Source organism: Candidatus Fusobacterium pullicola (assembly GCA_018883725.1).
Taxonomy (GTDB): domain Bacteria; phylum Fusobacteriota; class Fusobacteriia; order Fusobacteriales; family Fusobacteriaceae; genus Fusobacterium_A; species Fusobacterium_A pullicola.
In genome coordinates this window covers 1-21,698 of sequence record JAHLFN010000019.1, presented here as the reverse complement: position 1 = coordinate 21,698, position 21,698 = coordinate 1, and the positions used below count along the sequence as shown (strand labels likewise).

The following is a 21,698-nucleotide window of genomic DNA, read 5'->3' as shown; positions in this document are numbered from 1 at the left end:
CTCCCTTTCAATAATTATTCTTCAACTCTTTCCACTTCTATATTTTTTGCATCCTCTTTCCTTATTGCTATCCCTGTTCCCTTCACTATATACTCTTGTGGGTCTCCTAGTGGAGCATTTCTTTCAAGCTTCACTATCTCTCCAGCTGTAACTCCCATATCAACTAATCTCTTTTTTAGCTCTCCTATTCTGCCTATTTTTATTATTCTAGCTCTCTCCCCATTTTTTAAATCACATAGTTTCATAATACTGTGCCTCCCTACTCCTTATCTTAAATGCTTTGATTTTCAAAATTTTACTTTAAATAAGAACAGCCCTTTCAGGCTGTTTATAATTTTATTCTATATCTCTTGTAACATTATCTTGTTAGCTACTCCAAAATTTAGAGCATATTTAATTTTATCATTAACTTTTACTACGAAACAATCCTTTGTTCCATTCATCACACGAATCTTATTTCCCACACAGAGTCCCTTGTCTAACAGACAACATTTAGAACCTCTTTGTCCTTTTATCTCTTTTATTAAGAAATCTTTATCTAATTGAGCAAAACATAAAGGTACCATCTTAATCACTCCCTAAGAAACATAATCCTCTAATTTACATAATAATTATAAAATATAAATAAAAATTTGTCAACAAAAAACCTTTGAATATAAAAATATTATTTTAAATTTTCTTTTAATTTTATAAGGTTAAAATTTAATCTCTTCTATATTTTAAAATAAAAAGAGAGATGTTACCTCTCATATAACACCTCTCTTATCCTATCAATGGTACTCTACTATCTCACCAAGTGATATAGTTTTTTGTATATCTATCACCCTTTGGTTACTGCTTCCTCTCCATTTAAGATTCAAATCCTTTTTCTCTATCTCAAATCTACCATCTATCAATACATCACAAAGTGATACTAACTCAAGTCTTTTTTTATCCTTTTCCAATTGTTCCCAAGTGAATCCAGACCACATCCATATATCTTTATCTGGAAATCTCTCTTTAAATTTTTTCAAAAACTCTATCAGTGGTTCTACATTTTTATGGTAAGTTGGATCCCCACCTAAAAGTGATAATCCCTTTGCTGTTCTTCCATATTTTTCAAAGTATAAAAATATCTCATCTTCCTCTTTCTGTGTAAAAGGCTCTCCATACTCGGGATCCCAAGTATCTCTATTGAAACACCCCTTACATCTATGAGTACACCCACTGACAAACAAGCTAACTCTTATACCCTTTCCATTTATCATATCAGAGTATTTAATTCCAGAATAATTCATTTTTCTCTCCTATTTGTGCTTCTAGTTGTGCTTTACTCTACTCATTATCTCCTTTTGTTTTCCCTTATTAAAAGGTCTTGCATTTGGTTGACTTAAGTATCCACACACTCTTCTTATTACACTCATCTTATCATTAGCGTGATTTCCACATTGAGGACATTCAAATCCTCTCTCTGTTGCTAAAAATTCCCCTTTAAATCCACACACATGGCATTTATCAACTGGTTGATTTATTCCCATATAATGTATTCCTAACTCTTTTGCATATCTTAATATCTCTTGAATAGCTTCTAAGTTATTTTTTAGAGAGTCAGTCTCTATATAACTTATATGTCCACCTTTAGAGTATTGGTGCCCTAAAGCTTCTAGTCTTAATTTCTCAAATGGATTTATATTTATATGAGAAGATACATGGAATGAATTATCATAGTAACCCTTATCTGTAATTCCCTCTATATCTCCAAACTCCTCTCTATCTATTCTTGCAAATCTATCACATAGTGATTCAGATGGAGTTCCATATAGTGCAAATCCTAAATTTGTTTCAGCTTTAAATTGTGCTACTTTTTCAGAGATGTATTTTAATATATTAAATGTTTTCTCATAAATCTCTTCATTGTAAGCAAAATCCTCTCCATAAAGAAGTTGAGATACTTCACTAAGTCCAATATATCCTATTGATACAGTAGCATACCCTCCCCAGATTAAATCCTCTATTGTTTCCTTAGGTTGTTTTTCTGCTAAAGCTCCAGATTGCCAAAGAATAGGTGCCATCTCAGCTTGAGTTTTTTCTAGATAGTGAGCTCTAAATATTGAGTTTTCCTTACACATATCTAATACTCTATCTAACTCTTTATAGAATCCAGCCTCATCACCTTTATTTTTTATAGCTATTCTAGGTAGATTGATAGTTGTAGCTCCAATATTAAATCTTCCAGAGTATATCTCCTCTCCCTTTTCATTGAACCAAGGAGATAGGAAAGCTCTACATCCCATTGGATAAACAACTGTTCCCTTTTCAAGTTGTTCTTTAGTTATAAACAGAATATCTGGATAGATTGATTTTGTCATACATTCAAATCCAAGTTGAGCTATATCCCAGTTAGGGTCTTCCTCATTCATATTCAATCCTTCACACATAGCATAAACTATCTTAGGGAAAATTGCTGTCTCTTTCTTAGCTCCAAACCCTTCCATTCTAGTTTTGAATACAAACTCCTGTACAAGTCTTCCTTCCCAAGATGTCTCTGTTCCTATACCTATTGTTGTAAATGGTGTTTGTCCATTTACTGTTGATAGAGAGTTTATCTCATATTCTAGCCCTTGCATAGCTTGTTTTACAGACTCTCTTGTCAAATCACAACTGTACTCATAAGCTAATGGATACTTCTCCTTTAACTCCATGTTTGAATACTCTATATTCCCTCTTTCTATAATCTCTTTAGCTGTAGCCTCATCTACTCTCTCTACATATTTTAATCCCTTTGCAAAGTGCTTTTTAAAGCTCTTTTTAATATATGGTATTAATGCTCTATCTAGATATGGAATTGAACATCCACCATATGTATTAGATGAAACAGAAGCTATAATTTGCACTATGTGTCCCACAGCTACATCTACAGAGTTTGGCTCTAACATCTTAGCATTTCCAATGTTACAACCACCCTTTAACATTCTCTCTATATTTACTAATTCACAGTTAGTCTCTTTAAATAGAAGATAGTCTAAGTCATGAATATGAATCTCTCCAGTTTCATGAGCTTTCTTTAGATGCTTAGGTAAAATTTTATTCAAGTAGTAATCTTTTGAAGATATCCCTGCTAAAAGGTCTCTTTGTACAGAGATTGTCTTAGCATCTTTATTAGCATTTTCACTCATTATATCTTCATTAGAGGCATCTACAAGTTCAGCTATATTTTTGTATATTCCCTTTTCCTTATTTCTTATCTCTGTCTTTATTGCTCTATAACTTTGGTAAGCTATAGCTATATCCTTTTCACTAGAAGCCATAAGTTTTTTTACTACTATATCTTGTATATCCTCTACATGCATCTTTTTATTGTCCATATTCTCTATTTGAGAGGCTATTTTATTAACCAATTCGTTGTTTACTGTTCCAGAGCTTTGCTTAAAAGCCATTGTAATTGCTCTTACTATTCTATCTCTGTCGAACTCAACAACAGTTCCATCTCTTTTTATAACTTCTTTCATTTATATCAACCTCGTTCATATTTTTTACTTAGACTATTATACAATCTTTTCTTAAAAAATAAAAATATATACAATATATAGTGGTAAAACTAAAAAACTCAACACCATATAGTGTTGAGTCTATTTTTTCTTTTATTTCCCTTTTTAGAGGCTCAAAAAATTTTTTCCCCTTTTGTCAAATATAATTTATATATATTAGAGTATTTTTTCTAAAATTTTTAATATTTTTTCATTTTTAGAGAATTTTTAATCCCTATACAGCTCTAAAATCTCTAAATACTCTCTTCTTATCTCCTCACGAAGCTGTTTTGGCTCTAAAATTTCAGCCTCCTTAGAGAACTGTCTAAAATATAGCTTGGCATTCTCATTAGCTACCTCAAAATAGTAGATATCTCCCTCTTTTTTTATCATTTTAGGACGATAGTTTGTCAAACTTTTTAGTAGACTCTCTCCCTCCTCAGTCAATCTTACCTTTACTATATTTCCATTTCCTAAGAAAGGGTCAAAGTTTTTTCTCATATTCTCTATATATTTTTTATCCTTACCTTTTATCTTCTCTTCTAAAATAGAAACTATCTCTAACTCCTTTAATTTAAAGTTAGCATACTCCCTTTTCTCCTCATCATAACAAAAGAGAAAGTTTTCATCTCCTCTTTCCTCTCTCTTTATGAAGTAAGGCTCTACACTAAAAACTCTCTTTAAATATTTTATTTTTAATTTTTTCTTCTCTTTTATTGCTTCTAATATAGCTTTTACTCTATCTTCAAAAATAAAAAGCTCTCTTTGATATTTAAATTTTGATGTATATAGCTCAAATAACTCTCTAAAATACTCTGCCTCTACATCAACCTCATTAGCTTTTAAAACATCATAGTATATCTCTCTATTTGAAACATTTAAATCAAATTGTATTATCTTTTTCAGAGGACGCCCTTGTGTTTCAAGTAGTTTTTCAACTTCCATCTTTCTATTATATTTAAATCTTTCTAAAATATAGTTACACAACTTATTGTTATTGATACCAAACTCCTCAGTATCATTTTTCATCAAACGCCATATATCCTCTGGAACAGTTACTCTTATCTTCTTCATAGCTTTTCCCCCATTCCAATCTATTTTTACATTATATCATAGAAATAAAAATATTTAAACAATAAAAAAGGACTTCAGAACAACTACTGCTCCAAAATCCCTTTTATAATAAATTGTTTTATATAGCTAAGCTGAGAAAAGTTCACTATCCTTTAAGTAAGCTTCTCTATTATTGAATATTTTCAAAAGTTTTTCAGGGGTAAGATTTTTCTTCTCCTCTCCCTTTATATCAATAATTATCTCTCCATTATGCAACATAATAAGTCTATTTCCATAGTTTATAGCATCTTGTAAATTATGAGTTATCATCAGAGTAGATATCTGATTTTTCTCTACTATCTCTCTAGTTTTATCCATTATAATCTTAGAAGTTTTAGGGTCAAGAGCTGCAGTATGTTCATCTAATAGTAGTATCTCCGGTTTATTAAGTGTAGCCATTATAAGAGCTAGGCACTGTCTTTGCCCTCCAGATAGAGAACCTACCTCTGTATCCATTTGATTTTCTATCCCTAAATCAAGCTCCTTTAAAATTTCTCTATAATACTCTTTTCTCTTTTTATTAAGCCCCATAGTAAAACCAAATCTCTTACCCTTATTATCTGCCATAGATAGATTTTCAAACACTGTCATAGATGGAGCTGTTCCCATAGAGGGATTTTGATAAACTTTAGAGATAAAACTTCCTCTTTTATATTTAGGTAACTTTGTAATATCCCTTCCATCTATATCTATACTTCCCTTATCTACTACGATATTCCCTGTAATTGTATCAAGAAGTGTTGATTTACCTGCTCCATTACTCCCTATTATTGAGATAAAATCTCCCTTTTCAACTTGAAGATTTAACCCTCTAAATACTTTTTTCACTGTTCCCAATTCAGTAACAAAGCTCTTTTCAATAGATTTTATATTAAGCATTTACAACTCCTCCTTTTCTCAATGATTCCTTTTTAATTTTTAAGTAGATAATAATTACTACCAATATAGATGTTATAAGTTTTAAATCACTAGCATTCATTCCTAGTTTTAAAGATAGAGCTATTATTGCTCTATATATTAAAGTTCCTATTATAACCATAGTCGTAGCTTTTATAAATTTTCTCTTACCTATTACAGCCTCACCTATTATTATAGAAGCAAGTCCTGTTATAATAGTTCCTGTTCCCATACCTACATCAGCAAACCCTTGATATTGGGCAAGTATTCCTCCTGATAAGGCTACCAAGCTATTGGCTATCATAAGCCCATAAAGCTTTATTCTATTTCCATCAAGTCCTAAAGATGTTACCAAACTTTCATTATCTCCTAGAGCTTTTAGAACAAATCCAAATTTTGTTTTTAATAGGAAATCTATTGCAAATTTTACAACTAATAGAAAGATTACTATAACTACTATCGCTGGTACTGTTCCATTAAATAGATGGTTTGACATAAAAAGTGGTATATTTGATTTCCCCATTATTCTTAAATTTACACTGTATAACCCTGTCATAACTATAATTCCAGCAAGTAGATTAGTTACCTTTAGTTTTACATGAATCATTCCTGTAATAAGCCCAGCTATAGCTCCAGCTAACATAGCCACAACTAAAGCTAATAATGGATTTACCCCCTTTATTATCAGTGCCGCACTCACTGCTGCTCCCAATGGAAAACTTCCATCTACCGTCATATCTGGAAAATCCAATACCTTATATGAGATATAGACTCCCAATACCATTATTGCAAATATAAAACTCTGTTCAATAGTTCCTAATAACATCTCTCTCTACCTCTCTTAATATAACTTAGCTCCCTCTAAAGCTCCTAAGTCCACTCCATATTTTTCTGCTGCCTTTTTATTTACTATAAGTTGAGTATCTTTTAATGTTTCAACTGGCATATTTTTAGGTTCCTCACCTTTTAAAACTCTTATAGCCATCTCTCCAGTTTGATATCCTAATTTTTCATAATCAATAGTATCAGTAATCAAAGCCCCTTGAATAACTTGCTCCTCAATACAACCAACCACTGGTACATTTTTTCTATTAGCCTTATCTAGTACAAGTGGTGTAGCTGAAACAACTAAATTATCTGTTGGTGTGTATAGTACATCTACCTTATCAAGTAGTGAGTCAAGCCCCATTGCCATATCGTTTACGTTTGTTACTCCAACTTCTACAATCTCTAATCCAAGCTTTTTACTCTCCTCTTTAGCCTTTGCAACTTGTACTTGCGAGTTTTGTTCACTTGTATTATAGATTATTCCAACTTTTTTAGCTTTTGGTAATACCTTAGTTATTGTTTCTAACTGTTTATAGATTGAAGTAGCATCACTTGTTCCAGTAATATTCTCTCCTACTAAACCAGCCGCCTTAGCATCTGTTACTGCTGTGATAAGTATTGGTATCTTCTTTGTAACATTATAAGCTGCTTGAGCACTAGGAGTAGATATAGCATATATCATATCTTTTTTTCCTTGTACAAAAGAGTTTGCTATCATTTGAGCTGTTCCAAAATCCCCTTGAGCATTTTGATAATCTATTTTTGCCTCTCCATATCCTCCATCTTTTAAGGCTTTTTCAAATCCTACTCTTGCTGAATCAAGAGCTGGATGCTCCATTATTTGTGTAACTCCAATTTTTATATCTCTAGGTTCTTTAACCTCTTGCCCCATCGCCATTGTTGAAAATAGTAGTAGTGCCATTGCTAATCTCTTCATTATAAATCCCTCCCGACATCTTATTTATAGAATAATGATACTACTAAATCCCCATTTTGTGTAGATAACAATTATTTTTAATATTTGTTCCCTTTTTAAAGAGAATATATCCTATTTTTTCTAGGTTTTATAACAGGTGTTTTTTATTTTTTTGTTCGTATCTTTCTTATCAAAATAGAACTAGAATTATATTTTATTATCACTTTCTCCTATCTAACTTGGAATTTTTAAGATTTTCTTTTATAAAACTTATTTTTTTAGTATAATATTCTTATCAAAAAAAGGAGTTGAATTAATGTTAGAACATACATACTTATTTATTAATGAGCTTTTTAAAAAAATTTTTGGAAAGCAAGTTTTATTGAATTTTTTTGCTGATTTTATTATTTTTATGATGAAACTAATAGCTTGTGTCCTAATCTATTATATAGCTACTAGAATTATAAAAAAATTATCTCCTGTACTTTCTAAAAATAAAGAGGAGATTATTAGAAATCAATCTTTAAAAAGTTTTATTAAATCTATCCTAAATATAGGAATTCATCTTTTTTTAATTACAATCTGTCTTTTAATACTGGGTATAAAAGGAAGTAGTTTAGTAGCTTTCTTTGGTACTTTAGGAATAGGAGTAGGACTTGCTTTAAAGGATAATCTTTCCAACCTTGCTGCTGGAATTATTATTCTTGTATTCAAAGCTTATAAAGTAGGAGATGAGGTTAATATCAATGAGGAAGTTGGTTTCATTTATGAAATAGATGTCTTTTCAACTTCTATAAGAACTTATAATGGAGATTTAATAATTGTTCCCAATGGAGTAATAATATCAAATAAAATTATTAATTACACAAAAATACCTATTAGAAGATTAAAATTTGTTATTCGGGTATCCTATGATTGTAATCTAAAAATAGCTAGAGAATCTTTAGAGAAATTATTAAAAGATAACCCTTTAGTTATTGATGATCCTCCAATAGTTTCCCATGTGGAGTCCTACGAAGAGGGATTTATCAATATCGCTCTAAAAGGTTGGACTAAAAATGAAAATTATTGGCAAGTTTACTGGGAAGTTATGAATAATCTTAAAGACTACTTAGCTGAAAATAATATAAAACTACCTACAAATAAAATGGATATTACTATAAATCAAAACTCTTCCAATACTACTCCCCAATAGTTTTAAATTTTTATTAAATATCTACTATCACTATATTTAATAAAAAAATATAGATTATTTCCTGTTCTAAATTATGAATAAAAAGTGGGTGTATAATTTTTGGTGTTGGTACCTAAAAAAGAAGTGCTTATGGTTATAAAAATTTTTATCACTTCAGAGCAAGAATTTTAATAACTAATAAATTATTGGTAACTAAATAACTCCAGTGTAACCCACTGGAGCCATATAAAATTTATTTGTTTTTTTACCAACACCATTTGACAAAGAGCCAGAAATACTACCTATTTTAGGTTATTCTGAGTTTTCTATTTTTTATTTTTACTTCAATAACTTTATTAGAAGTTTTTTATAATATATGTTTGCTGGTGAGCTATTGGGATAATATACCTACTGCTATATATTAAGTAAAATATCTTATCTATTAACCTTGCTCTATTATTTTTATTTTTTTCATTTTTATACATTTGGAAAAATGGAAGTAATGCATCTTCTAATTCAGGTGCAATAATTTCTCCAACTATTATTTTTTCTAGACTTGTTAAAGGATATGCCTTATTCATAGTTACATTGTATAATGCTATATTATAGTCTTTTGTTCTTAATTTAGTTAAAAATTTCTCTAGATTATAAATTTCAACCTCTACATCTAATCCATTCTCAGTTAAATTATAAGCTACATATTGAACATAGTTTCTATTATGAATAGTATTCAAACACATAATTTTAATTTTTTCATTGAATATCCCACTTTTTTTAAGAAGTTGAACAGCCTCTTCCTTGCTATATTTTTTTTCTAAAGCAGAGACTTTTATATCAAATAAATCCTTAGGATATATCGTTGTAGCATCACGATTTAATAAAGATTCCAATGCTTTTTTCTCTTCTAGAGAATATTCTCTCTCATTTCCAAAAATTAAGGATATTATATCAAATATTGAATCTTTACTTACTTCTTTATCTTTTAAGTATCCTATTTTTTTAGCCTTATCAACATCCTCTTGATATAAGTCATAAGAATAATAGTTTGGTATATTTAAAGAGTTAATAACTCTCTGATAACTACTTAACTCTCCTTTTATATCCATCTTTTCAAAAGGAATATCATCTTCAAAATAATATTCATTTTTCTTAAGTTTTAATTTTCTGTTATCAAATCTCTCTATACTATAAGGACCACTAGTAAGAATTTTTCCATCTTTTCTCTTTAATATTGACATCGACGGATTAGTTAATCCAATTTTTAAATCATAATCTGGATAATTTAAAATTATTAAAAACTCCTTATTATTGATAACTTTAACCTGTTTAATAGAAGCATACAAATTATTCATATATCCATTTTTTAGGAAATTTTCAATTGATGATTTAACATCTTCTGAAGTTATTGGATCACCATTTGAAAAATATATATCATCTCTCAATTTGCAGTAAAGTTCTGTATTATCATTATACTTATACTCTGCTAGTAAGTAAGGAACAATCTCACCGTTTTTATTAAAACGAAATAATTGAGCATAAAAATATTGCATAGCTCTTCTAGAATAAGTATCTCTTAATTTGATTGGGTCTATTGTTTCAACCTTTACTTCTTGTTCTATAATCAATTTATTACTTTTTTCAACAACCTCTTGACTAAATAAATCATTAATTTCATCTTCATAAATAGAAAAACTAAATGTAGTAATTGTAAAAAAAATTAAAAATCTAGTTATAATATTTATCAATTTTCTACCTTCTTTCTATCAATTATTTTGTTAAAATATCTCCAAATTCCTTTAATAATCTATCATTATCCTTATTTTGATTTTCATAAGTATATATAGCTTTTAACTCTTTTTCTAATCCAGATACAATATCTACTAATCTCTCGTCAAAATATATATTCTTATATTTTTCTAAAAACTCCATTGCTTTCTCATGGGAGTTATTTTGCCATCCCACTATTCTATCATACATATCAGCTATCCTTAAAATCCTTGCTTCAATAGGTAAATGCTCTCTTGAAATCCCTAAATAACCACTACCATCAAGATTTTCATGATGGTATTCAATTATCCTTCTTTTTCTTGCTCTTATTCCTATTCCTTTTAATAAAAGCTCTCCCAATTGTATATGTTCTCTGAATATCTCTTCTTCCCTCTCAGATAAAGTTCCTATTTTCTTATTTAAAATAATTTTACTTGGAATAAAAATTAAACCAATGTCATGTAAAAGTCCCAATTTTTCAATTGTAATTATCCTTCTTTTACTAAACTTTAATTCTTGAGCAATAAGTTTTGAAATTTTTGCCACATTTTGAATATGATATAAAGAACGTTCGTCCTTCATTAAGTTTATATCCTCTATTTTTATAAATAGTTTTAAAAACTCATTCAATTTACATTTAATTATATGCTTTCTAATAAAAGTTATACTAAATATGATAAAAACAACCACTAATATATCTGTTATAATCAACCAAATATTCACTGGTTTATCTAAAAGTATAGCCCTATTTGAAACATATTCTATCTCATCAACGGAATAACTTTGAAGCAGGTCATTTAATATATTCTTTAATCTCTCATCTTTAAAAGTCATCTCAACTACTACTTCAAATTGCGATAGAGAAAGTTTAAAATATTTATTATAATTATAAGTGTTCATATAACTATTTAATAGAGAATAAGGTCCTATAAGAATATCCCCCTCTCTATCCTTTAATAGTTTAAACGCTTCCTTTAATGAATCAACCTCAATAATTTCCTTTGTCTTAACTTTTTTTAAGAGAGTATCTAAATTTATTCCTTTTAACTTTATAATTCTTAAATCATCTAATTGATCATAATTTGTAATTTTATTATCATATATGTGATTAATTCCTACTATTTTTGTTCTATAGTACTCTTTACTTATACTCTTATCATTATTAGAAAAATCCACTGCCTTTATATCCCAATCCTCATCTTCTGAAAAAACATATTCAACAGGAATTCCTAAAAAATTTTCGATATTCTTCATAATAAATGGTACTATTCCAATTTTTTTGAATCTTTTTTCTTTATAGTAAGGAATATAATTTCTATTTGGTACCAATACCTTTAACTTTTTATACTCTTTTCTTATCTCTTCATAATCATTTAAATCAGCATAAAGATATTTTAAATAATTTTCTTTATTTTTCATATTTAATTTTAATAACTTATCATTATTTTCGAACAATAAATCTAATTGAGGCTTTATTCTATCTAGTAATTCACTTTGATCTTTTCTAATCCCTATATACTCTCTTAGATTAGCAACTCCTAAAATTTGTCCATCAAATTTGTTATTTTTTTTAAAATTTAATATAAAAAGAACATCAACTTTACTATTTTTTAAAGCATACATAGCATCCATTTCATTTCTAAAAAACGTAACTGTTTCATAAGCTTTTAAATTATATATAGTTTGAACTCTTTTCAAATCTTCAATTCCAAGCCCTAAACATCCTATTCGTAAATGCTCTTTATTTTTAATATCATCTATATTTACATCATCATTTCCTATTATAAAAACTTTTTGTGTATATGGAGTTTCAAGATAATAGTAGTTTGTACTAAAACTTCCAATCTTTCTAATCTGAATATCTTCATTATACACATCATTTTCTAGTTCATATTTAAATTCATATCTATTATCTTTATTTATTTCATTAAATAAATAAGCATAGTTTCCAGAATACTTATTTGTTGTTAAATCTTTATAAAAATGATAACTCATCTTATTTTTAGGATATGATATGGTTATATTTTCTCCCAGTAGTAAAGTACTTACTAATAGATAGAATAAAATAAATATATTTTTCAAAATTTCCCCCCTAAAAATATAATAGCTAAATTGTTGATTCAATTTATTAAAACTCTTATAAATTAAAATTTTTTTCATTTTACTTTTCCTCCAAAATCGTGTATTCTATAAAAACATCATCTTTGGAGGTTTTTTATGTAATTTAGAAGTTCTTTTTCTTACTCTTCACATAGTCCGAAACTTGATTTATCTAAAGATTTAATTGGATTATGCGGATTTTTTCCTTAGATTCTAAACCTATTGCTACTGATGATTTATATCCAAAAGGAACTATATATTCTTACAATAAATACCTCAATGGCAAATTAGGGATTAAAATTCATACTTTGAGTATCGTTTATCCTTTTATTTTGCCTATATCTTTTGACTTTACTCCAGCGAATCATCATGACAGTCCTATTTTAAGAAAATTAATTTCCACAATAGCCCCTATCTTTGCTGATTTAAATACCCCTATTTATCTCATTGCTGATAATCGAAACGGTTATAATAAACATCAAAATAGGATAAATTATCGTTGTTATGATAAAGAATGTTCTCAATCATGTTCTCATAGAGTTTGGATTCCCTTAGAAAGTAGAAAATATCGCAAAATACCAAGCGAATATTTTTTCTCAATGAGAAGTTATATTGAAATTTCAGCAAGTGACTTTTCTACTCAATATAATAGCTAAATAAATTATTGTAATATTAAAGTATTATTGTAATACTCTTTACCATTTTGATCTTTGATTATTAATTTTACTTTACTTCCATCTAACTTCTTACCTAATTCAATTGGTGTCTTTAATTCTGACACTCCCTCTCTTTTACTACTTCCTATAGAACCTGTTCTTTTTATATTTTTTCCAATTACTTCTAAATCATAATTTAATCTCATAGCTGTATTTCCCTTTGATGTAAGAGTAGCTGTTAATATTGAGTTTCCTCCATTATATTTTAATTTAACATTTTTTACACTTCCATCTACCACTAAAGAATCTCCAGAAGCTGAAACCGGAATAGATAGCTCTGTTATAAATTGAATATTACTCATTAATCCATCTGCATTTGTAGTTGCAGTTGTTTTTATCTCAGGTAATATCTCCTTAAATGTTAAATAACTTCTAAATTCTCCTACTTTTCTAGTAGCATCAGGTTTTATTCTAAATCTAACAACTTGTGATCCCCCTGGTTTTAAAGATATATTTTTAGGCACAATTGTGATATTATTATTTAAATTGTAATCCTCTCCAAACTCAATATCTTTCTCAGGATATATCGTAACTCTTAATGGATTTAATGTCTCATTTATGATTGTTACTTCATTTACACTTGTTTTATTTATATCTAAATTAAAGCTTGTTGGATATAATTTAAAGTTTAAACTATATCCTATACAATTAACTACTAGAAAAAATAATACTGATAAAACTCTTTTCATTTCTTTTCTCCTTTTACTCCAATTGCAATCTCTGTTATAAAATTTAATTTTGTTTCAAAATTTCCATTTTCATTTTTTGAAATTGTTTTTACATTGTTTGGACTCTCTCTAAAAACTAATAAACTTCTATAAACCCCTTTTTCTCTTGAGGGATTAGGCTTTACTTTGAATCTGACTAATTGTTTTCCTCCAGGACGAATAGATATAATCTTTGGAAATATTATTATATCCTCTGTTATACTCTTATCTTCATATCCTTTTACATCTTCTTTGTATATCTCTATTCTCAGTGGAGAAAAAGTATTATTCATAATGTAAGCTTCATGTAATTGATTTTTATCTAAAGATATATCAAATTCTGTAGGTGCTATAGAAAAACTAAGAGCAAATAAATTAGTACTACATAAAACTACTACTAAAATAACTAATATTCTCTTCATATGCTGTCTCCTATTACTTTAAGTCATTTAAAGCTTTATTATATTTCATATACTCAAAACTATAAACTAATTTTTGATATCGATTAGCTATATTATCTTCTACTTCAGCTGGACCTTTCAAGATAATTTGTCCTGTATTATCAATTTCATTATTATCTTTATATATTGTTGTCTGTACTATCTCTCCAGCTTTTCCATAAATTACCATTCTTCCATTTTTTAAGCCATGAGAGTAAGAAACTATCATTTTTAAATCTCCATTATTATAATAAAGTTTCCACAGGTTATCCCTTTTATTATTTTTATAACTTCCTTGTAGCTGAAGAATATTATTTTGTGAATATACCTCAATCTTTCCATCTAAATTTCCAACAGAAAAATTTACAATAGAATCTAAGTTATGATTTTTTCTATATAGAACTAACTCTCCATCAATCAGTCCATTTTTATAGGTTCCTCTTTTAAGAATATTTCCATTTTCTTGATAGAAAATACTCTCACCATAAATAACTCCGTTATTAAAATTCTCATATCCTTTTATTTGATTATTTTCATAGAAATATGTCCACTGTCCTCTTGGTAAATCATAGTTATAATTAAGAATAGCCTTTATCTTTCCATCTGGATATCTTATTCTCCATTCACCATTTTTTACTCCTTCGATATAGACTCCTTCATAATTGTAGATATTTTTCTCAATAGTGACTTTTCCAATAAATTTTCCATTCTTTATCCCATCTTTATACTCTTCATATATTCCGTCTCCTATAAAAGCTCCTGTAAAAGCTTTTTCTTCCCCTTTTCTATAAACGATACCATCTTTCTGTATCTTTTCTGCTATATCAAAACTTTTAGCATAAACAAAAGAATTTAAAATTAAAAAAAGTATACTTATTTTTTTTATTTGAAATAATTTAAGCAACTTCGATTTTTCCTCCTTTATAAATTTAATCAAAATTTATTAAATCGTTAAATTCATCTACAATATTATCTATATCGTCAGTTTCTGTTTCCTCAACATTTTCGATATCTTTCAATACCATCTTAGTATCTAATGAATCTAAATATAAACCTTCATACGGATTTTCCAATACGATATCTACATCTAGTTCGTCTGGTTGGAAAGTAACATTTTCAGTTCCTATATATGTAAACTTCAATTTATACTTTCCAGGGGATATATCATCAAGGAAAAACATTCCATCAAACTCTGGGTCAATCTCTCTATAAAGCTCCCCATTTTTTTCAAGAATAATAACTGTACTAGCTATATTTTGTGTGAATTTTTTTTCAACAAAGTCATCTGTATTCCAAATGTTTCCAGTAATCATAGAAACTGTCTCTACTGGTATATCTATATTTATACTTCTTGAATTTTTAACTTTTATATTAACATCACCATTTGTATTTTTTTGCATAATATCAATACTCTTTCTATTGACTTTTAATGTGACAATATCTTTATCTGAAGTACCACTTAAAAGATAGAAGCCATTATTTTTAGATACGGCTTTGTAATTTTCAACCTCTATAGAAGCTCCTTCAATAGGTTCATCATCATTATCAAATACACTATTTCCATTTTTATCCAAGAAAATATGCCCTTGAATAATAAAATCATTTACTCCAGCATTATTACTTATCTCTTCTAATGGATTGCTTAAATTTATAACCTTTCCTAAATTAACCCCTGATGTTCTTCCTATCTCTTTATTTTCATCAATAACAACAGTATTTCTAAAAGCCATTTTCATAAAACTATCAAGTTCTATATTAAAAGATATTCCATACTTAAATTCTCTATATTTATGATCATATTCAACTTGTAAATTTAAATCTCCATAAATCTTATCTTTTATTATAGGAAGTTGTCTTTTTCCAATTTTTAAGGTATAATTTTGAGTTACTTCATCTTTATTTTTTTCAATTATTCCATCTAAAATGACATTAACTCCCCTAGAAAAACTTATTGAGGGGCTATAAATAGTTGCTTCACTTCCTTTAGTAAGAATTTTTTCAACCTTTAAGTTTAAAGAAACAGGTGAAAGTATTGATGAATAAATAGCACCATAAAGACTTTTTTGGTCTACTTCATTATCTCCATTTTCTATTACTCTTTTCTTTTGTATTCCGATATCAAAAGATGTATTCCAACGAGAAGTATTAATCGAAAAAGAAGTTGAATGCTTTGTATTATTTTTCTGAGTAATAATACTTGAATACTCATCTCTTTCAAACTTTAAATTGAAATTATGAAATTTTTGGAGTATTGCTATTTCTTGTGAAAGCTCGTTATCATCTAATATATAATAATTTTTATAATTTATTAAAAGTGGATAGCTTAAACCGTGACTCTTAAATAGAATAGTATTTTCTAAAAAATTAAAATTTTCTTCTGTATCTAATTTCAAATTATAAAACTCACTACCAACAGTTATATTATCAGAAATTCCATAATATCCTCCAACTATATTCTGATAATTACTATCATTTCTATTTTTACCTAATTGTAAAATAAATTTACTTTTTCCAGCTTCTAATGCTTCTTCATCTCCTAAAGAATAAACCCATCTTTCCTCTATCTTTCCATCATTATGATATATTTTTAAGAGATAATCTGAATTTAATATTCCATCATTTATTTCAAATTGGAATTGATTATTAATTACAGATACGTAATCTATAAGTATATTATTTCTATAAATCTCAACAGAGTCAGCATTTAAAGCCTCTCCTTTTATTATGGTTACTCCGTTTTCTTTTCTAGCATAGGTTGAATCAGCATTTATATTAACTCCAATCAGATTAGAAGATAGATTTATAAAATTTGGAGTTTGTGGTGAGTAAGTTCCCAATGTAATTGTATTATTTTTCCAAAAATTAGAGTATACTAACTTGACATCCCCTATTTCACTCTCTGGCTTTATGGTTCCATTCATATAATATTGCCCATATAGAAGCTCTGTCCCATACTCATAATCTAAATAATAATATTGCTCATCAATATTGGGAATTGAATAGTTTAATTTTAATAGACCTGGTCTTAAAATTTTCCCTTTCATCTCATAATTATAATTTTTAACCTTTTCTCCAGCTTTTCTATCCAAACGCATTCTCTCAAGTTTTCCTTTTTCTCTTTGTTCATAAGCTAAAGTAAAACTAGGCTGTAATTCCAAAGAAAGTATATTTGGGTTGTAACTCACTTGTGAGAAGTTTAAATATTCTTTTAATAATTCCGGAGCAACATATAACTCTCCATTCATTTCAAAGCTTTTATCAACAGGAAATCTAACATCTATCTTTTTACCATCTAAATTTCCTGATACTTCTCGCTTTGCACTGTCTATATCCAAGGTAAAAATTTCTAATAAATAGAAAAGAGTATTTAATCCAATATAGTATTCATCAGTAGAAAAATTGTATTTTACTTCAAAAAAATCATCTCTTAATTTCTTTACTCTTATCTGTATATATGTTGTTTCTAGGGATTCAGTATCAATTTGGGAATAGGTTTTTACGTCAAGAGCTAGCAGTAAAACCAATACAATACTAGCTAACTTTATTCTCACTCTTTTCATCTATCTTTAAATTTTTTATTTGATACTTCATAATATCAGTCTCCCTATTTTACTAATTAAAAATTTAATTATTTAATAATGGAATAAATAGATAGGTAGTAAAGCTGATTTTTTCTAGCAATCCTTAAAATTTTTTCAAAATTTTTTAAATAAAGGTATAAATTATATTAATCATATTATTTCTACTTAATTTAATTTCAAAAAAACTCTACTTAATATTTTTTCCATAATTTTTATAATTCAACATATATTCCCAATATTAAACTCAATCATTTAAATACTCTGCTCTAATAAGAATACTTCCACTGTAGTCTCCCTCTGGTAAAGATTTATCCAACGAATCTATCCTTCCACCTATCTTCACAATTTTATCATTATTTTCCGTTACAGTAAAATCGTGTAAATTTCCAAGTGAAGTTGGAGAAACTGTTACATTAAAGCTATTCCCTTTGTTATTACTTAAAGCTACTTTCAATCCCTTTTCTATAGATTGATATTCTGTATTTAAACTATCTTTCCAAAGGAGTCTAACTCTACCATTTCCACTTACCTTTAACTCTCCAGTATCTTTAGCAGAAAAATTTTTTCCGCCTTTAAATATATCTCCAAAATTTAAATGTTGAGTAACCTCAACTTTTAATGGAATTAAAATTTTAGCACTTACTCTAACCAAAGCCTCTTCACTATAAGTTTTACTAAAAAATATAGATAACAATGTTAATAATAATATTTGTCTCATATGTCTCCTTTAGTCTTTTTAGGATAAAAAGCAGTAGTAAGACTACTGCTTTTTATGCCAAATTACCTTTATTGTAATTTATAAGCTACCTTAATCGTCATTTGAGCAGAGTAATCTCCTACTTCTATGTTTTGAGGAGCTTGTAAAGTTCCTGCTACATTAATCTCTTTACTTCCATTTCCATCTAGTGTTATACCTGTATGTTGTAATTCACCAGCTGTTATTTGTGTTCCGTTTACTGTATAGTAAGGAGTATATGTTAACTTTCTATAGTCGCTTGGGTCAGCAACTCTTGATAAAACAACTGCTCCATCAGCAGTTCCATTGTAAGTATTTAATATAGTTACAGATACACGGCTATTTGCATCTCCAGATATAGAAACTCTTCCTGGAGTATCTGGTTGAGATTTTGTTGCATTTCTAGCAATTTCTCCAAAATTTACTGCAGTTGTATTTACTTCTAAAGCACTTCCTACAACTTTAGCAGTAACATCCATTGTAGTATCGGCAGCATTTGCTATTCCACAAACTGCTAATAATCCTAATATTAATAAACTTTTTTTCATGATAACCTCCAAAAATATCTATTAGTTATAAGCTACTCTTACAACAACATCAGTATTATAATTTCCTATTGCAGCATCAGAAGCAGCTGTTACGCTTCCTCCAACTTTTAACTCTGCAATTCCAGAACTTAAAGCGATTGTTTGATTTGTTAATCTTTGTCCGTTAAGAGTAACATCAGGTACATAATTTATTGTTTGCCCTTCTACTCTTTCATGGTTTAGTGTTACATTATTTGCAAGTAAGTTATTATCTACTCCATTTGATGTGAAATAAATATTTACGTTTCTTCCTGTTTGTCCTTCTATTTTGATTGCTCCTGGATTTGAAGCTGTTTTAGTTCCTCCTTGTGCTACAATTCCAAAATCTAATGGACTTAAAGTTAATTTTAGTGGAGTAACAACCTCAGCTTTTATCTCTAGGTTTCCTGATACATCAATATCGTTTGCTGCTGATAAAGATGCAAATACTCCTAATGCTCCTAATAATAATAATGTTTTTCTCATTCTTCCTCCTTAAATTTTAAAAGTTTACTTTGTTTTTGTAATATTCTTTTTGTGTATCATAGATTTTTATCTCTAACTTCTTTCCTTTTAGTTTTTCTTCTAAAGGTATAGAAGTTGAAATCTTACTTTCCCCATTTCTTAAACTATATCCAAGTATTCCATCAGTTTTATATGATCCATTTACTTCCTTTATTGAGTATGAAAACTCTATTTTGCTGTTTCCCTTTGAAACAGTTTGTGCCTCGATATTCATGACTGAACCCTGTATATTTATTTTAATATTTTTTAATTCTCCCTCTCTAATTAAATTATCTCCCAAAGCATAAACAGGTACAGCCATTTCAGTAATAAATCTAACATTACTTGTCATATTCTCATTATTTTCTGCTTTACTTACTGATTTTATATCTAGAGGAATCTCCTTAAAAATAATGTTAGATTTATACTCTCCATCTGTTTTATTTTTATCTGGTTTAAATCTAAATCTTACTGTTTGTGAAGCTCCTGGCTTCAAAGCAATATTTTTAGGAACTACCACAATATTTTCATTAATATTATGTTCCTTTCCAAAATTATCATCCTCTTCAGTATACATAGTTACTCTTAATGGCTCCTCTGTATTATTCACTACCTCTGCCTCATAAATACCTACTGATTTTGAATCAATTTCAAATCTCGTTGGATAAACAGTAAAACTTATTGCATTTGTAATAGTTGTTAATATTATAAATATCCCTACTATAATCTTTTTCATCTTTCTCTCCCTTTTTTAACTATCTAAACAGTATTCAACTCTGACTACAAAACTACCCTCATATGTCCCATTACTATTTTTATTACTTTGACACTCTCCGTCTATTAAAACATCATCAAGAATAATAGTTTGGTCATCTTTAATTTTTCCAGTATTACTATTTAAAGTCTTTTCTAAAACATTGCTATTATTCTCTCTAAACCCTAATTTAACAGCTAAGGTATCGTTTTTACTATTGACAATACTCATACTTTCAGGAATGCTTATTTTAATTTTTTTATTATTCTCTCCCTCTATTCTTATCTTAGCTGGAGTTCCATTACTATTTACATTCTTTGTACTTAATTTTTCTCCAGAAAAGACAGTTCCCAAGTCCATATCATCAATAACTTCAACCTTTATATTTGCAATTGGATCTAAATCTGAAAGATTTATAGACAAAAGGATAGGGTTCTGTTCGCTATTAACATATCCTATATTTATTTCCTCTATTCTATTGACAACACTTCGTGTATTTTTGTTCCAGTTAAATATAAGCGTTCCTGTAATAGGTAACTCTAACTTTTCACTTAAACGATCATTTATTTCTGAAAAATAAATATTATTCCCTCTTTTTTTATACTTATTATTCTTTATTTCTAAGTTACTAATTTTTACAAAATCATTCCCTTGCTCCTTAAAAAAAGAGCAAAAATCATCCTGTGTAATATTTTCACCTTCTACTTGCATAACCATATTAAAATTTAATCTACTTGTTTTTCCAATAATCAAGCTTTCATTTGTTGAAATATTTACAACTTCACTTTTATATATTTTGGAATAACTTAACAAGTTAAAAACAAAAAGGAAAAAAATAATCAACTGTTTTTTCACGCTTTTTATCACTCCCACCTTTTTAAATTTCAAAAGTAATTCCCAATTGAAAATATGCCCTCTCATATACCATGTAAATTTTTTTGTATTTTTTTTTATAATCTTATTTCGACTTACTTAGTGTATCAAAAAAAAAAAAAAGTCAAGCTTTAATATATATGATAAATTTAATATATATATGATAAAACAGAGAATAAAAAAAAGATTATGAAAGTTGGCTATTTTTCATAATCTTAACTAATTTTATAATATAATTTGAAATTTTTATTTTTTTCTTTTAAATCTGTTAATTATTTAAATACTTAGCAATAATTTTATCATATACTCCATTTGCTTTTAAGTTAACTAAACCATTATTTATTTTCTCAATTAACTCTTTATTTTCTCCTTTTAAAACCATTACTCCGCACTCTTTTATTTTCTCTTCTTTTATTGGTGTTTTTACATTAACACCATTTGCTATATTATATTTTATAAATACACTATCTTCAAAACAAGCATCAGATAAACGTTTAGCAACATCATTTACCAGATTTAA

Annotated in this window: 22 protein-coding genes; 2 read left to right on the top strand and 20 right to left on the bottom strand. The window is 28.0% G+C overall.

Features of this window, described 5'->3' with window-relative positions; all coding sequences use genetic code 11:
- Positions 1-14: 14 nt before the first annotated feature.
- The 8 genes from IAA47_02460 to IAA47_02425 all read right to left on the bottom strand — a co-directional run bounded on the left by IAA47_02460 (position 15) and on the right by IAA47_02425 (position 7,281).
- Positions 15-245 (bottom strand): ferrous iron transport protein A, encoded by a 231-nt coding sequence (locus IAA47_02460; GenBank protein ID MBU3841844.1) that lies wholly within the window; start codon positions 243-245, stop codon positions 15-17.
- A gap of 96 nt (positions 246-341) precedes the next feature.
- A complete protein-coding gene (locus tag IAA47_02455; GenBank protein ID MBU3841843.1) occupies positions 342-566 on the bottom strand; it encodes a FeoA domain-containing protein in 225 nt (74 codons plus the stop codon).
- A 204-nt stretch (positions 567-770) separates the two neighbouring features.
- On the bottom strand, positions 771-1,277 hold the full coding sequence (nrdG, locus tag IAA47_02450) for an anaerobic ribonucleoside-triphosphate reductase activating protein (GenBank protein MBU3841842.1): 507 nt from the start codon (positions 1,275-1,277) through the stop codon (positions 771-773).
- Between the two features lie 21 nt (positions 1,278-1,298).
- Positions 1,299-3,488 (bottom strand): anaerobic ribonucleoside-triphosphate reductase, encoded by a 2,190-nt coding sequence (gene nrdD, locus IAA47_02445; GenBank protein MBU3841841.1) that lies wholly within the window; start codon positions 3,486-3,488, stop codon positions 1,299-1,301.
- 246 nt (positions 3,489-3,734) lie between these two features.
- Positions 3,735-4,580 carry a WYL domain-containing protein gene (locus IAA47_02440; protein MBU3841840.1) on the bottom strand — a complete coding sequence of 282 codons (846 nt, stop codon included), beginning with the start codon at positions 4,578-4,580 and terminating at the stop codon, positions 3,735-3,737.
- A 126-nt stretch (positions 4,581-4,706) separates the two neighbouring features.
- Complete coding sequence (locus tag IAA47_02435) at positions 4,707-5,498, bottom strand: ABC transporter ATP-binding protein (protein MBU3841839.1); 792 nt, start codon at positions 5,496-5,498, stop codon at positions 4,707-4,709.
- Positions 5,491-6,342: an ABC transporter permease gene (locus IAA47_02430; GenBank protein ID MBU3841838.1), complete on the bottom strand. Its 852-nt coding sequence runs from the start codon at positions 6,340-6,342 to the stop codon at positions 5,491-5,493. The genes IAA47_02435 and IAA47_02430 overlap by 8 nt, the downstream gene beginning before the upstream one ends.
- A gap of 15 nt (positions 6,343-6,357) precedes the next feature.
- Positions 6,358-7,281 (bottom strand): ABC transporter substrate-binding protein, encoded by a 924-nt coding sequence (locus IAA47_02425; GenBank protein ID MBU3841837.1) that lies wholly within the window; start codon positions 7,279-7,281, stop codon positions 6,358-6,360.
- Positions 7,282-7,576: 295 nt separating this feature from the next.
- On the opposite strand from IAA47_02425, the gene IAA47_02420 reads away from it, so the two are divergent.
- Positions 7,577-8,455 carry a mechanosensitive ion channel family protein gene (locus tag IAA47_02420; protein MBU3841836.1) on the top strand — a complete coding sequence of 293 codons (879 nt, stop codon included), beginning with the start codon at positions 7,577-7,579 and terminating at the stop codon, positions 8,453-8,455.
- Positions 8,456-8,790: 335 nt separating this feature from the next.
- Here IAA47_02420 and IAA47_02415 read toward each other — a convergent pair whose 3' ends face one another.
- Together IAA47_02415 and IAA47_02410 are read right to left on the bottom strand one after the other, a co-directional pair.
- A complete protein-coding gene (locus tag IAA47_02415) occupies positions 8,791-10,179 on the bottom strand; it encodes a hypothetical protein (GenBank protein MBU3841835.1) in 1,389 nt (462 codons plus the stop codon).
- A 22-nt stretch (positions 10,180-10,201) separates the two neighbouring features.
- Complete coding sequence (locus tag IAA47_02410; GenBank protein ID MBU3841834.1) at positions 10,202-12,283, bottom strand: HD domain-containing protein; 2,082 nt, start codon at positions 12,281-12,283, stop codon at positions 10,202-10,204.
- A 209-nt stretch (positions 12,284-12,492) separates the two neighbouring features.
- Here IAA47_02410 and IAA47_02405 point away from each other — a divergent pair, with 209 nt between their 5' ends.
- The gene (locus IAA47_02405) at positions 12,493-12,957 is read left to right on the top strand and encodes a transposase (GenBank protein ID MBU3841833.1); all 465 of its coding nucleotides are present in this window, start codon (positions 12,493-12,495) and stop codon (positions 12,955-12,957) included.
- A 5-nt stretch (positions 12,958-12,962) separates the two neighbouring features.
- Here the strand turns inward: IAA47_02405 and IAA47_02400 are convergent, their stop codons facing one another.
- The 10 genes from IAA47_02400 to IAA47_02355 form a co-directional block, all read right to left on the bottom strand.
- Entirely contained in the window at positions 12,963-13,706 is a 744-nt protein-coding gene (locus tag IAA47_02400; GenBank protein ID MBU3841832.1) for a molecular chaperone, read from the bottom strand.
- Positions 13,703-14,146: a hypothetical protein gene (locus IAA47_02395; protein ID MBU3841831.1), complete on the bottom strand. Its 444-nt coding sequence runs from the start codon at positions 14,144-14,146 to the stop codon at positions 13,703-13,705. Before IAA47_02395 ends, IAA47_02400 begins: the two co-directional genes overlap by 4 nt.
- Positions 14,147-14,159: 13 nt before the next feature.
- Positions 14,160-15,068, bottom strand: coding sequence for a toxin-antitoxin system YwqK family antitoxin (locus IAA47_02390; protein ID MBU3841830.1), 909 nt, complete (start codon positions 15,066-15,068; stop codon positions 14,160-14,162).
- 25 nt (positions 15,069-15,093) lie between these two features.
- The gene (locus IAA47_02385; GenBank protein MBU3841829.1) at positions 15,094-17,715 is read right to left on the bottom strand and encodes a hypothetical protein; all 2,622 of its coding nucleotides are present in this window, start codon (positions 17,713-17,715) and stop codon (positions 15,094-15,096) included.
- A gap of 274 nt (positions 17,716-17,989) precedes the next feature.
- Positions 17,990-18,463, bottom strand: coding sequence for a hypothetical protein (locus IAA47_02380; GenBank protein ID MBU3841828.1), 474 nt, complete (start codon positions 18,461-18,463; stop codon positions 17,990-17,992).
- Positions 18,464-18,531: 68 nt separating this feature from the next.
- The gene (locus tag IAA47_02375) at positions 18,532-19,029 is read right to left on the bottom strand and encodes a spore coat protein U domain-containing protein (GenBank protein ID MBU3841827.1); all 498 of its coding nucleotides are present in this window, start codon (positions 19,027-19,029) and stop codon (positions 18,532-18,534) included.
- A gap of 21 nt (positions 19,030-19,050) precedes the next feature.
- Entirely contained in the window at positions 19,051-19,533 is a 483-nt protein-coding gene (locus IAA47_02370; protein MBU3841826.1) for a hypothetical protein, read from the bottom strand.
- Between the two features lie 16 nt (positions 19,534-19,549).
- On the bottom strand, positions 19,550-20,287 hold the full coding sequence (locus tag IAA47_02365) for a fimbria/pilus periplasmic chaperone (GenBank protein ID MBU3841825.1): 738 nt from the start codon (positions 20,285-20,287) through the stop codon (positions 19,550-19,552).
- A gap of 15 nt (positions 20,288-20,302) precedes the next feature.
- Positions 20,303-21,172 carry a DUF4402 domain-containing protein gene (locus IAA47_02360; GenBank protein ID MBU3841824.1) on the bottom strand — a complete coding sequence of 290 codons (870 nt, stop codon included), beginning with the start codon at positions 21,170-21,172 and terminating at the stop codon, positions 20,303-20,305.
- Between the two features lie 274 nt (positions 21,173-21,446).
- Positions 21,447-21,698 (bottom strand): transporter substrate-binding domain-containing protein (locus IAA47_02355; protein MBU3841823.1); only part of this gene is annotated, 252 nt, incomplete at its 5' end.